The sequence below is a fragment of the Micromonospora musae genome, assembly GCF_003626545.1.
In the GTDB taxonomy this organism is placed as follows: Bacteria; Actinomycetota; Actinomycetes; order Mycobacteriales; family Micromonosporaceae; genus Micromonospora; species Micromonospora musae.
The window spans coordinates 39,497-52,170 of record NZ_RAZS01000011.1; the positions used below are offsets into that span (position 1 = coordinate 39,497).

Annotated in this window: 13 protein-coding genes; 8 read left to right on the forward strand and 5 right to left on the reverse strand. The window is 75.0% G+C overall.

The window, feature by feature from the left end:
- Window positions 1-4 precede the first annotated feature (4 nt).
- Genes D7147_RS25660 through D7147_RS25670 form a run of 3 tightly spaced genes read left to right on the forward strand, consistent with a single transcriptional unit; the run spans window position 5 to window position 4,226 of the window.
- The gene (locus tag D7147_RS25660) at window positions 5-2,203 is read left to right on the forward strand and encodes a VWA domain-containing protein (RefSeq protein ID WP_120682436.1); all 2,199 of its coding nucleotides are present in this window, start codon (window positions 5-7) and stop codon (window positions 2,201-2,203) included.
- Window positions 2,203-2,814 (forward strand): cob(I)yrinic acid a,c-diamide adenosyltransferase, encoded by a 612-nt coding sequence (cobO, locus tag D7147_RS25665; protein WP_120682080.1) that lies wholly within the window; start codon window positions 2,203-2,205, stop codon window positions 2,812-2,814. The genes D7147_RS25660 and cobO overlap by 1 nt, the downstream gene beginning before the upstream one ends.
- Window positions 2,814-4,226: a cobyrinate a,c-diamide synthase gene (locus D7147_RS25670; RefSeq protein WP_120682438.1), complete on the forward strand. Its 1,413-nt coding sequence runs from the start codon at window positions 2,814-2,816 to the stop codon at window positions 4,224-4,226. Before cobO ends, D7147_RS25670 begins: the two co-directional genes overlap by 1 nt.
- Before the next feature lie 195 nt (window positions 4,227-4,421).
- On the opposite strand, the gene crcB is transcribed toward D7147_RS25670, so the two are convergent.
- The 4 genes from crcB to D7147_RS25690 all read right to left on the reverse strand — a co-directional run bounded on the left by crcB (window position 4,422) and on the right by D7147_RS25690 (window position 7,692).
- Window positions 4,422-4,784, reverse strand: coding sequence for a fluoride efflux transporter CrcB (crcB, locus tag D7147_RS25675; protein ID WP_120682440.1), 363 nt, complete (start codon window positions 4,782-4,784; stop codon window positions 4,422-4,424).
- Window positions 4,781-5,254, reverse strand: coding sequence for a fluoride efflux transporter FluC (locus D7147_RS25680; RefSeq protein WP_120682082.1), 474 nt, complete (start codon window positions 5,252-5,254; stop codon window positions 4,781-4,783). Before D7147_RS25680 ends, crcB begins: the two co-directional genes overlap by 4 nt.
- A 278-nt stretch (window positions 5,255-5,532) precedes the next feature.
- Complete coding sequence (locus D7147_RS25685; protein ID WP_120682084.1) at window positions 5,533-6,291, reverse strand: class I SAM-dependent methyltransferase; 759 nt, start codon at window positions 6,289-6,291, stop codon at window positions 5,533-5,535.
- A 174-nt stretch (window positions 6,292-6,465) separates the two neighbouring features.
- Entirely contained in the window at window positions 6,466-7,692 is a 1,227-nt protein-coding gene (locus D7147_RS25690) for an MFS transporter (RefSeq protein ID WP_233563452.1), read from the reverse strand.
- Between the two features lie 138 nt (window positions 7,693-7,830).
- Here D7147_RS25690 and D7147_RS25695 point away from each other — a divergent pair, with 138 nt between their 5' ends.
- From D7147_RS25695 to D7147_RS25715, 5 genes are all read left to right on the forward strand, one after another.
- Window positions 7,831-8,280, forward strand: coding sequence for a MarR family winged helix-turn-helix transcriptional regulator (locus D7147_RS25695; protein ID WP_120682086.1), 450 nt, complete (start codon window positions 7,831-7,833; stop codon window positions 8,278-8,280).
- Between the two features lie 92 nt (window positions 8,281-8,372).
- Complete coding sequence (locus D7147_RS25700; RefSeq protein WP_120682088.1) at window positions 8,373-9,338, forward strand: zinc-binding dehydrogenase; 966 nt, start codon at window positions 8,373-8,375, stop codon at window positions 9,336-9,338.
- 248 nt (window positions 9,339-9,586) lie between these two features.
- Window positions 9,587-10,894, forward strand: coding sequence for a phenylacetate--CoA ligase PaaK (paaK, locus tag D7147_RS25705; protein ID WP_120682090.1), 1,308 nt, complete (start codon window positions 9,587-9,589; stop codon window positions 10,892-10,894).
- A 31-nt stretch (window positions 10,895-10,925) separates the two neighbouring features.
- Window positions 10,926-11,333, forward strand: coding sequence for a hydroxyphenylacetyl-CoA thioesterase PaaI (paaI, locus tag D7147_RS25710; RefSeq protein WP_120682444.1), 408 nt, complete (start codon window positions 10,926-10,928; stop codon window positions 11,331-11,333).
- A gap of 185 nt (window positions 11,334-11,518) precedes the next feature.
- Entirely contained in the window at window positions 11,519-12,085 is a 567-nt protein-coding gene (locus tag D7147_RS25715; RefSeq protein ID WP_233563454.1) for a dienelactone hydrolase family protein, read from the forward strand.
- 27 nt (window positions 12,086-12,112) lie between these two features.
- On the opposite strand, the gene D7147_RS25720 is transcribed toward D7147_RS25715, so the two are convergent.
- The gene (locus D7147_RS25720; RefSeq protein ID WP_233563455.1) at window positions 12,113-12,643 is read right to left on the reverse strand and encodes a GNAT family N-acetyltransferase; all 531 of its coding nucleotides are present in this window, start codon (window positions 12,641-12,643) and stop codon (window positions 12,113-12,115) included.
- Window positions 12,644-12,674 lie beyond the last annotated feature (31 nt).

Consider the following 12,674-nt stretch of genomic DNA (forward strand, 5'->3'; position numbering starts at 1 on the left):
CGGCATGGACGACATGCGGCTCGCCCTGCTGCTCAACGCGGTCAGCCCGGCCATCGGCGGGGTGCTGGTGCGCGGCGAGAAGGGCACCGCCAAGTCGACGGCGGTACGGGCGCTCGCCGCCCTGCTGCCCCCGGTCGAGCACGTGGCCGGCTGCCGGTTCGGCTGTGACCCGGCGAACCCGGATCCGGGCTGCCCGGACGGCCCGCACCCGGCGCACGCCGTCGCCGAGCGGCGTACGGCGCGGCTGGTCGAGCTGCCCGTCGGCGCGGCCGAGGACCGGGTGGTCGGGTCACTGGACCTGGAGAAGGCGCTCGGCGAGGGCGTACGCGCCTTCGAGCCGGGTCTGCTCGCCGCCGCGCACCGCGGGGTGCTCTACGTCGACGAGGTCAACCTGCTCCACGACCACCTGGTCGACCTGCTGCTCGACGCCGCCGCGATGGGCCGCAGCCACGTGGAGCGGGAGGGCGTCTCGGTCAGTCACGCCGCCCGGTTCCTGCTGGTCGGCACGATGAACCCGGAGGAGGGGGAGCTGCGCCCGCAGCTGCTCGACCGGTTCGGGCTCACCGTCGAGGTCGGCGCGAGCCGGGAGCCGCTGGTCCGCGCCGAGGTCGTCCGCCGCCGGTTGGCCGCCGACGCCGACCCGGCCGGCTTCGCCGCCCGCTGGGCCGACGCGGACGCCGAGGTCGCCCGCCGGGTGGCCGGGGCGCGGCAGCGGGTCGCCGGGGTGCGCCTTCCGGACGCCGCGCTGCGGCAGATCGCCGAGGTCTGTGCCGCGTTCGACGTGGACGGCATGCGGGCCGACATCGTCACCGCGCGCACCGCCATCGCCCACGCCGCCTGGCACGGCCGGGACCAGGTCGGTGTCGAGGACGTACGGGTGGCCGCGCGGCTGGCGCTGCCGCACCGGCGACGCCGGGATCCGTTCGACACGCCGGGCCTGGATGAGAAGCGGCTCGACGAGGCGCTCGACCGCGCCGGTGCGGACGATCCCGACGACGACCCGCCGGGCGGTCCGTCCGACGGCGGCCCGGACGGCTCCGGCCCGAACGACGGCGGCCCGAACGGCGATGGTCCGAACGGCGGTGGCCCGAACGGCGGTGGCTCCGACGGGGGTCCGGACGGCGGCCCGTCGGGCGACGCGAACGGCCCGAGGGGTAGCGACGCGCCCGGCCCGTCCCGCGCGGGGCCGGAGACCGACGCCGGCCCCGACGGCGGGAACGACCCGTCGGCGCCGCAGCAGGCCCCGGCGGTGGGCCCCGGCCCGGCCGACGGCGGCGAGGGCGGCGGAGCCGACGAGTTCGTGGAACCCTCGGGGGGCGGCCCGGCTGCCGGGGGCCAGCCGGTGGCCGTACCCGTCCCGGGGCTCAAGGCCCGGCTGCTCACCGCGCCCGGTGTCGGCGACGGTGTTCCCGGCCGGCGCTCGCGGGCCCGCACCGGACGCGGGCGCACCACCGGGGCGCGGCTGCCGGCCGGTCGACCGGGCGCCCTGCACCTGCCGGCGACCCTGCGCGCCGCCGCCCCGCACCAGGTCGAGCGGGGCCGCCGGGACGGACCGCTCCGGCTGCGCCCGGCCGACCTGCGGGAGGCCGTCCGCGAGGGGCGTGAGGGCAACCTGGTGCTCTTCGTCGTCGACGCCAGCGGGTCGATGGGGGCCCGGCAGCGGATGTCCGCCGTCAAGGGGGCGGTGCTCGCGCTGCTGACCGATGCCTACCAGCGGCGCGACAAGGTCGCCGTGGTCGCGTTCCGGGGCGCCGGCGCGCAGACCCTGCTGCCCGCCACCTCGTCGGTGCTCGCCGCCTCGGCGCGCCTCGCCGACCTGCCCACCGGTGGGCGTACGCCGCTCGCCGAGGGGCTGCTCTCCGCCGCCGAGCTGCTGCGGGTGGAGCGGCTGCGTGACCCGCGTCGCCGCCCGCTGGTGCTGGTGCTCACCGACGGACGGGCGACCAGCGGTACGCGCCCGCTGGAGCGGTCGGCCCGGGCGGCGGCGGTGCTCGCGGCGACCGGCGCGCCCTGCGTCGTCGTGGACTGTGAGTCCGGTTCCGTGCGCCTCGGCCTCGCCCAGCGCCTCGCCGCCCAGCTGGGCGCCGACCACCATCCGCTGGACCGGGTGGCCACCGACCCGCTCGTCGGCCTCGCCGCCACCCGTCCCGCCGCGCCGTACGCCCACACGTCGAACACCAGCCGCGCAAGGAGCGTCGCCTGATGCCGCAGGGAAAGCCGACCCACGTGCCCGCCGACGGGCTCACCACCCGGCAGCGCCGTAACCGTCCGCTGCTGCTCGTCCACACCGGACAGATGAAGGGCAAGTCGACGGCCGCGTTCGGCCTGGCGCTGCGGGCGTGGACCGCCGGTATGCCGATCGGGGTGTTCCAGTTCGTCAAGAGCGCCAAGTGGCGGGTGGGGGAGGAGAACGCCCTGCGCGCACTCGGCGAGCTGCACGAGCGTACCGGCCAGGGAGCGCCGGTGACCTGGCACAAGATGGGCGAGGGCTGGTCCTGGATCCAGCGCGGCGACCAGGCCGACCACGCCGCCGACGCCCTGGAGGGCTGGCGGCAGATCCAGCGCGACCTCGCCGAGGAGCGGTACAAGTTCTACGTGCTCGACGAGTTCACCTACCCGATGAAGTGGGGCTGGGTGGACGTCGACGAGGTGGTCGACACGCTCGCCGGCCGCCCGGGCTTCCAGCACGTCGTGATCACCGGCCGGGACGCCCACCCGCGGCTCGTCGAGGCGGCCGACCTGGTCGCCGAGCTGACCAAGATCAAGCACCCGATGGACGCCGGCCAGAAGGGCCAGAAGGGCATCGAGTGGTGATGCCCGACCCGGCCGCCCCGAAGCCGGGACCGGGCCGACCGGGCAGCCCGACGGGGCAGCCTGCGACGCCGTGGGCGCTGCCCCGGGTGGTGGTCGCCGCACCGGGCAGCGGGCACGGCAAGACCACCGTCGCCACCGGGCTGCTCGCCGCGCTGCGCCGCCGCGGCCTGGTGGTGAGCCCGCACAAGGTCGGTCCGGACTACATCGACCCCGGTTACCACGCGCTCGCGGCCGGCCGGCCGGGCCGCAACCTCGACCCCTGGCTGGTCGGCGAGGAGCGGATCGCGCCGCTGCTACGGCACGGGGCGAGCACGCCGACGCCGGCCGACGTCGCCGTGGTGGAGGGCGTTATGGGGCTGCACGACGGCGCGGTCGGCCGGCGCGGTTTCGCCTCCACCGCGCACGTCGCCCGGCTGATCGAGGCCCCGGTGCTGCTGGTGCTGGACACCACCGCCCAGGGCCGCTCGGCCGCCGCGCTGACGCTGGGCATGGCCGCCTTCGACCCGGCCGTGCGCATCGGCGGGGTGATCCTCAACCGGGTCGGCTCGCCCCGGCACGAGCGGCTGCTGCGCGACGCGCTCGCCGAGGTGGGCGTACCGGTGCTCGGGGCGGTCGCCCGGGCCACCGAGGTCGCCGCCCCGTCGCGGCACCTCGGGCTGGTGCCGGTCGCCGAGCGGGCACCGGAGTCCGTGGCCGTCGTCGACGCGTTGGCCGAGCTGGTGGCGGCCACAGTCGACCTCGACGCGGTACTGGAGCTGGCCGGTACCGCCCCGCCGCTGACCGCACCCGCCTGGGATCCGGCCGTCGCCGTCGGTGGCCCGACCGGGCTGCGTCCGGTGGTCGCGGTCGCCGGTGGTCCCGCCTTCACCTTCTCGTACGCCGAGACCACCGAGCTGCTCGTCGCGGCGGGGGCACGCGTCGCCGTCTTCGATCCGCTGCACGACCCGGCGCTGCCCGCCGGTACCCGCGCGGTGGTGATCGGCGGCGGCTTCCCCGAGGCGTACGCGGAGCGTCTCGCCGCGAACACGTCGCTCCGCGCCGAGCTGGCCGACTTCTCCGGCCCGGTGGTCGCCGAGTGCGCCGGGCTGCTCTACCTCGGGCGCGCCCTGGACAGGGTGCCGATGTGCGGGCGGCTCGACCTCACCGCGCGGATGACCGGCCGGCTCACCCTCGGCTACCGCGCGGCGGTGGCCGCCACCGACTCGCCGCTCGCCGCGGCCGGCGAAGCGGTGCACGGGCACGAGTTCCACCGCACGGTCACCGACCCGGGGCACGGAGACCGGCCGGCGTGGCGCTGGGACGGCGCGGCGCACGGCTTCGTCGACGACCGTGTGCACGCCTCCTACCTGCACACCCACTGGGCAGGCCACCCCGAGACCGCCCGCCGCCTGATCCAAGCCGCAACCCCCTGACCCACCCTCACCCCACCCGACGCCCACCCACCCGGCCCCCGCGCGCCTGCCTCGCCCGCGTCGATCATGAGGTTGACGGCGGAATCGGAGATCGAAGACTCCGTCAACCTCATGATCACCGGGGCGGACCGGGGGCGGGGGGCCGGGGGGCGGGGGGCCGGGGGGCGGGGGGAGGGAGGGAGGGAGTGGGTGGGGTTAGGGGGTCAGGGCTTGGGTGAGGGCGTAGCCGGCGCTGGCGGCGGCCAGGCCTGCGGCGACGCTGCCCAGCGTGTTGGTCAGGGCGGGCAGTCGGCGGCCGGCCTGGGCCAGCCGCAGCGTCTCGTAGCTCAGCGTGGACCAGGTGGTGAACGCGCCGCAGAAGCCGGTGCCCAGCAGCGCGTTGATCGCGGGCGTGACCGGAAGCGCGACCAGGACGCCGAGCACCAGCGAACCCACCACGTTGACGGTCAGGGTGCCCCACGGAAAGGCCGAGCCGAACCGGGCCTGCACGGCCCGGTCGGCGAGGTAACGCAGCGGGGCGCCGACGGCCGCGCCGAGCGCGACGAGGAGCACGCTCACCGGCCCCTCCATTGCAGCAGCCGGCCGGTGAGGGTGTCACCGGTCCAGACCGCGAGCAGCGCCCCGACGACGGTGCCCACCAGGTAGGCGAGGGCGGTGCCCGGCGCCCCCACGACGAGCGCCTGGTGCACGTCCACCACGTAGGTGGAGAAGGTGGTGAAGCCGCCCAGCACGCCGACGCCGAGGAACGGCCGGGCCAGTGGTGGACCGCCGCCGGCCGCTCGCAGCACCGCCATCAGCACGCCGATGAGCAGGCAGCCGCCGAGGTTGATTCCGAAGGTCGCCCACGCGAAGGCGGCCGGGCCGTGCGGGAAGGCCGCCTGGAGGCCGGCGCGGGCCAGCGCGCCGAGCACCCCACCGGCGGCGACCGCGCCGAGCACCGCCGCGGGGTGCCGGATCACCTCCCGCCGGTCGCGCGGTGAGCGCAGGTCGACGTCGGGGTCGATCCGCTGCCGCGGCCGCTGCGTCACCCGCCACCCCTCCCGTTGCCGGCCCTGTCCACCTCGCTCGCCGGCCCGCCGATGTGCGCCGACGCCGACGGGCGATGCCCCGGCGAGGCCGACCCGCGCCCCCGGCGCACGTCGCTGCAAGGCAGGGCGCCGGCCGCGCCCACCACGGGAGTCGAGCGGGTCCCGTGAGAGACCGAAGGCGCTGGCAGGCGCCGTTCTTGCCGAGGGCGCGCGACGGCGGGAGCCGCAATCGCGCAAGATCACCGAGCCTCAGGATACGCCCGCAGGGGCGGGGCGCGTCAGCGGAGGCCGACGACGGCGGCGTCCGCACCGCCGCGCCAGAGGGTGCCCACCTCGCTGTAGCCGGCGTCCGTCAGCGCCGCCAGATGCCACGAGACGGGCGGCGTCCACTCGGGGCTGTGACCGGTCGGGTAGATGGCGTGTCGGCGCTCGACCAGTGGCGCGAGGACCGGGTCATCACCCGCCCGCTCCCACCACTGGGACCAGGGGAGCGCGGCGCCGGCGGCGTACCGGGCGGCGCGATGGGTGTGTGCCCGGGCGGCGAGCCGCTTGGTGAGCTGCGGCAGGGCGTCGTCGGGCATGTGGTCGGCGTTGACGAGGATCCCGTCCGGCCGCAGCACCTCGCGGATCTCGGCGTAGAGCCGGGTGAGCCGCTCGGCCGGCAGCCAGTGCAGGGCGGTGGCGGTGAGCACCGCGTCGTACGCCCGGTGGGGGAGCGCGGCCACCCATTCGGCGCGGCCCAGGTCGGCGCTGATCACGGTGGCCCGGCCGGCCAGCGAGGACTCGGCGATGGCCAGCAGCGCCGGGTCGAGGTCGAGGACGGTGATCTCGGCGTCGGGGAAGCGGGCCAGCGCCCGCAGCGAGATGGTGCCGGTGCCGCCGGCGAGGTCGAGCAGTCGTGGCGGTACGCCGTCGGTGACCGCGTCGACCGCGTCGAGCATCGCGGCGAACCGGTGCTCGCGGTCCGGCAGGTACGCCTCCTGCTGCCGGTCCCAGCTCTCCTGCCAGGCCGCGACGTCACTGATGTAAGGGCTCATGTCCCATGAGGCTAGTTACATCGTGGGTCGCCTGTCCAGACCTTGTTGCCAACAATATGCAACAAGGGGATGATGATCGGGCGATGATCCCTCGCCGGGTCGTTCCGTCCTTGCCCGGCGGGTCGGACCCACCGGCGGCGGGGCGTCAAACACGCCTCGCCGCCGGCTGGGCCCTCAGGCCATGCCGGCCGGTTCCCGCAGCTCCTGCGCGGTCGGCTGCTCCGGCCGCCGGGCGGCCAGTCGCAGCGAGAGGAGCAGCACGGCCAGGCCGGCCAGGGTGAGCGCGGCGCCCGCCCAGATCGGCGAGGTGTACCCGAGCCCGGCGGCGATGGTCAGCCCGCCGACCCAGGCGCCGAGCGCGTTGCCGACGTTGAACGCCGCGATGTTCGCGCCCGAGGCCAGCGTCGGCGCCTCTTGGGCGTAGTGCATGATCCGCATCTGCAGTGGTGGCACGGTCGCGAAGCCGAAGCCGCCCATCAGCACCAGCGCGGCGATGGTCGACGCCTTGTTCCCGGCGGTCAGCGCGAAGGCCGCGAGCACCACGGTGAGCGCGGTCAGCACGACGACCAGCGTCCGCGACAGTGAGGTGTCCGCGGCCCGGCCGGCGAGCAGGTTGCCGGCGAAGAGGCCCACCCCGAAGAGCACCAGCAGCCACGGCACCGAGCTGGATGCGAAGCCGCTCACCTCGGTGAGGGTGTAGGCGATGTAGGTGAAGGCGCCGAACATCCCGCCGAAGCCCAGGATGGTGATCGCCAGCGAGAGCCAGACCTGTGGGTGGGTGAAGGCCCGCAGCTCGCCGCGGAGCCCTCCGGTCGGGGCGTCCGCCGCCCCCGCGGGACGACCGGGGACGAGCAGGACCAGGCCGATCAGCGCGACGACGCCGATGGCGGTGATCGCCCAGAACGTCGAGCGCCAGCCCAGGTGCTGACCGAGCAGGGTGCCGAACGGTACGCCGAGCACGTTGGCGATGGTCAGCCCGGCGAACATCATCGCGATGGCGCCGGCCCGGCGGGCCGGGGCGACGAGCCCGGCGGCGACCACCGCGCCGATGCCGAAGAAGGCGCCGTGGCAGAGCGCGGCGACGACCCGGCCGACCATCATCATCGAGTAGCTGTCGGCGACGGCCGAGAGCAGGTTGCCGACGATGAAGAGCACCATCAGGCCGAGCAGCACCTGCTTGCGGGGCAGCCGGGTGACAGCGGCGGTCAGGGCGACCCCGCCGATGGCGACGCTCAACGCGTAACCGGAGATCAGCCAGCCGGCGACCGGCTCGGTGACTGCGAAGTCCGCGGCCACCTCGGGCAGCAAGCCCATGATCACGAACTCGGTGAGCCCGATGCCGAACGCGCCGATGGCCAGCGCGATCAGGCCGGCGGGCAGGGACTGGGAACGTGCGGACATGAGACCTTCCGGTCGGGCTGGAGGAGCGATTGCGCGCGTATGCAACTACACGCGCCGACAACCAGATAGTTGCACGCGCGCTATACCGGCGCAAGCGTGATAGCCTCTCAGTGGTCCGCACCACTGGAGGGAAGCGGCATGGGCATCGGCGACGACGCGGTCGAGGTCCGCGCGCAGGGCTGGCAAATCCTCGCCGCGCTGCACGGACAGATCGAGACCGCCCTGGAGCGGGCACTGCAGGCCGACCACGAGCTGTCGGTCGTCGAGTACACGGTGCTCGACGCCCTCTCCCGGCAGGACGGCTGGCACATGCGGATGCGTCAACTGGCCCGCGCCGCCGCCCTCTCCGGCAGCGCCACGACCCGGCTGGTCACCCGCCTGGAGGAGCGCGGCCTGCTGGCCCGGATCCTCTGCGCCGACGACCGGCGCGGCATCTACACCGAACTCACCCCGGCCGGCTCCGACCTGCTCGCCCAGGCCCGGCCCACCCACGACCGGGTGCTCGCGAGCGCACTGGCCGAGGCCGAGCAGACCCCGGAACTGGCCCCGCTGGTCGACGCCCTGCACCGCCTGCCGGCGCTCCGCTGACCTGCCCCGGAGCGTCACACCGCCGGCCGCTTGACCTCAACCCCACTTCACCGTCGAGGCTGGTCGTACCGACGAGCCAGGCGGAGGACGCTGTGCGGGTGATCGAGGTGGCCGCGTTCGGCGGCCCGGAGGTGCTGACGGTGACCGAGGTGCCGGAGCCCGCGCCCCGGCCCGGCGAGGTGCGGGTCGAGGTGGCCGCCGCCGACGTGCTCTGGGTCGAGACGGCGATTCGCCGCGGCGCGGGCGGCACGCACTTCCCGGTCCGGGCGCCGTACCGGCCGGGAGTCGGGGTGGCCGGCATCGTGAGCGCGGTGGGCGAGGGCGTCGACCCCGCCTGGACCGGGCGGCGGGTCGTCACCCGCACCGACGAGCGCGGTGGCTACCTGGAACGGGCGGTGGTGCCGGCCGACAACCTGCTGCCGGTCCCCGACGGAGTCTCCCTGCCCGACGCCGCCGCGCTGCTGCACGACGGGGTGACCGCCATGGGCCTGCTCGACCAGGTGCCGCTGCGCCCCGGCGACCGGGTGCTGGTCACCGCCGCCACCGGCGGGCTGGGCGCGCTGCTGGTGCAGGAGGCGCGGGCGGCCGGCGGATACGTCGTCGCGGCCTGCCGGGGTTCGGCCAAACGCGCCGCCGCGTACGAGCTCGGGGCGGACCTCGCGGTGGACTACACCGAGCCGGGCTGGACGGGCCTCGTCCGAGCGGCGACCGGCGGGCTGGACGTGGTCCTCGACGGCGCCGGCGGCGGATACGGACGGGCCGCCTTCGACCTGCTGCGGGCTGGCGGCTGGTTCTCCGCCCACGGCACCCCGGCGGGGGAGTTCGCGGTGCCCGACGCGGACGCCGCCGCGGCCCAGGGCATCACCGTCCTGAGCATCGCCGACGTGCAGTTCGACGTTGAGCGGCGACGCCGCCACCTGCGGGCCGCGCTCGACGCCGCCGCGGCCGGGCGGATCAAGCCGCTGATCGGCCAGACGTTCCCGCTGCACCGGGCCGCCGATGCGCACCGCGCCATCGAGGACCGGTCGGCGATCGGCAAGACCCTGCTGACTGTCTGACCCGGACGACACCGGTCCGCCCGGTTCGCGAGGCGCTGCTGTGGCGGCACCGGCCCGCCCGGCCGGCGGCGGGTCGGCTGCCGCGGGTACCCCGAGTCGGCGGACGGCCCGAGTCGGCGTACGGTTTCCGCCATCGGCGGGCCCGGGAACCACCGGGCGCCGGCGCGAACGCCCCGTGCGGGGACGTGCCGGCGCGAGGGCGGCGACGCGGACGTCGATGGCGCCGCCGTCGTCGCGCAGGAGGAACGATGCAGGACCGCACCCCTCGCCCCGAGGACCTGGAGCCGATCGAACGGGCCGGCGTGGACGAGCTGCGGGCGGTGCAGCTGGAGCGGCTGCGCTGGTCGCTGCGGCACGCGTACGACAACGTCCCGCACTACCGACGGGCCTTCGAGGCCGCCGACGTGCACCCCGACGACTGCCGTGAGCTGGCCGACCTGGCCCGGTTCCCGTTCACCGGCAAGGCGGAGCTGCGGGAGAACTACCCGTTCGGCATGTTCGCGGTGCCCCGCGAGCGGATCGCCCGGCTGCACGCATCGTCCGGCACGACCGGCCGACCCACCGTGGTCGGCTACACGCGTGAGGACCTGCGCACCTGGGCCCGCCTCATGGCCCGGTCGATCCGGGCCTCCGGCGGTCGTCCGGGCGACCGGGTGCACGTCGCGTACGGCTACGGCCTCTTCACCGGCGGCCTGGGCGCGCACTACGGGGCCGAGGAGCTGGGCTGCACCGTCATCCCGGTCTCCGGTGGGATGACCGAGCGTCAGGTGATGCTGATCCGCGACTTCGAACCCGAGATCATCATGGTCACCCCCAGCTACCTGCTGGCCATCGTGGACGAGATGCAGCGGCAGGGGATCGACCCGCGTACCACCTCGTTGCAGGTCGGCATCTTCGGCGCGGAGCCGTGGACCGAGGACATGCGCCGGGAGATGGAGCAACGGCTCGACCTGCACGCCGTGGACATCTACGGGCTCTCCGAGGTGATGGGTCCCGGCGTGGCCAACGAGTGTGTGGAGACCAAGGACGGGCTGCACCTCTGGGAGGACCACTTCTACCCGGAGATCATCGATCCGGTCACCGGTGCGGTGCTGCCCGACGGGGAGCGCGGCGAGCTCGTGCTCACCTCGCTCACCAAGGAGGCGATGCCGGTCGTCCGGTACCGCACCCGGGACCTGACCCGGCTGCTGCCGGGCACCGCCCGCCCGATGCGCCGGATCGAGAAGATCGCCGGACGCACCGACGACATGATGATCGTGCGCGGGGTGAACATCTTCCCGACCCAGATCGAGGAGCTGATCCTGCGTACGCCCGAGCTGTCCCCGCACTTCCAGTGCGTGCTGGGTCGGCAGGGGCGGATGGACACGCTGACCGTGAAGGTGGAACGCCGGCCCGCCGTGGCCGTCGACGCCGCCGAGCGGGCCGGCGAGGCCCTGGTGGGCCTGGTCAAGAACACGATCGGGGTGAGCGTGTCGGTCGAGGTGATCGCACCGGACGGGGTGGAGCGTTCGATGGGCAAGATGCGGCGCATCGTCGACCAGCGCCCGGCGGTCTGACGTGGGGGGTGAGCGCAACGCCGCGTACGAGATGTTCGACGCCGATCCGGCCTCCCGGGGGCTCGGGGTCGAGCTGGTCGAGGCGGCCGACGGCGCGGCGGTGGCCCGGATGCGCGTGACCGACACGATGATCAACGGGCACGCGATCGCCCACGGCGGCTTCGTCTTCCTGCTGGCCGACACCGCGTTCGCGCTGGCCTGCAACAGCTGGGGTCCGGCCACCGTGGCGGCCGGAGGGGAGATCACCTTCGTCCGGCCGGCGCGCCTGGGTGACCTGCTGACCGCGACCGCCACCGAACGCACCCGCTACGGCCGCAGCGGCATCTACGACGTCACCGTCACGCGGGAGGACGGCGCGGTGGTCGCCGAGTTCCGCGGGCGTAGCCGCACCCTCGTCGACCGGCCCGCGCCCGCCGACGCCAGGGCGCCCGAGGTCTGATCCGCAAAGCTGGCGCCCGAGCGCCGATTCGCACAGCCGGTGCCCGCGTGCTGATCCGCACGCTCGTCGCTCGAGCGCCGATTCGTACCGCCGGTGCCCGCGTGCTGATCCGCACGTCGCCGCCGGGCCGGGAAGGCCGGCGCGGGCTGCCCGGCGCGCCGCTCGGGATGCGGCAGGATGGCCCGATGGGACACGTCGTGCTCTTCCACTCCGTCTACGGACTGCGCCCGGCGGTCCTGGCGGCGGCCGAGCGCCTGCGTGCCGCCGGGCATCAGGTGTCCACACCCGACCTCTACGGCGTACCGGCGGCGGAGACCGTCGAGGCGGGCTTCGCCCTGCTGGAGAAGATCGGCCAGGACGTCGTGCTCGGCCGGGCCGCCGAGGCCGTCGCGCAGCTGCCGCTGGACACGGTGCTGGCCGGCTTCTCGATGGGTGCCGGGGTGGCCGGGGCCCTGCTCGCCGAGCGGCCCGCCACGGCTGGGCTGCTGCTTCTGCACGGCACCGGCGGCTCGCCGGCGGCGGTCCGGCCGGGGCTGCCGGTGCAGCTGCACCTCGGCGACCCCGACTCGTACGAGCCGCCCGAGGAGGTCGACGAGTGGGGCACGGCGATGACCGCCGCCGGGGCGCAGCTCGAGGTGTTCCGCTATCCCGGCGTCGGGCACCTCTTCACCGATCCGGACGTGTCCGACCACGACGCCGCCGCCACGGAGACCACCTGGACCCGGGTCGAGGCCTTCCTCGACGGCCGTTGACCCTCGGCACTCGACCCTCGACGGGGCTCAGCCGACCCCGCGTCGCATGCACACCCGGGTGGCTGGATCGAGCCCGAACGCGATCTCCGACTCCAGCACCCTGCTCAGGCCGGGTGTGACCTCCGCCGGTGTCAGTTCGACGAATCCGCAACGCGCGTAGTAAGGCGCGTTCCACGGCACGTGCCGGAAGGTCGTGAGCGTCAACGCGGGCAAGCCGAGCTCGACGGCCCAGGCGCCGACGTGATCGAGCAGGACCCGGCCGACGCCCCGGCGGGAGTGGTCCGGGTGGACGCTTGTCTGCTCGACGTGGGCGCTGCCGTCGATCACCTCGACCACTACGAAGGCGATCGGAGGACCGCTGTCATCCACGGCCACCCACGCCTGCCCGTCCTGCTGGTACCCGGTCAGAGCATCGATGGAGAGCGGGGGATCGTCTGCGACGTCGGCCATGCCGACCTCGCGGAACAGCGCCCCCGAGCTCACCTGGATCCGCTGAAGACCGGCCAGGTCGCCCGGCAGGGCGCGTCTGACCCGTACCGCGGTTCGCTCTGGTGTCACGCCGGCTCACGCAATCAGATCGTGGACGTGA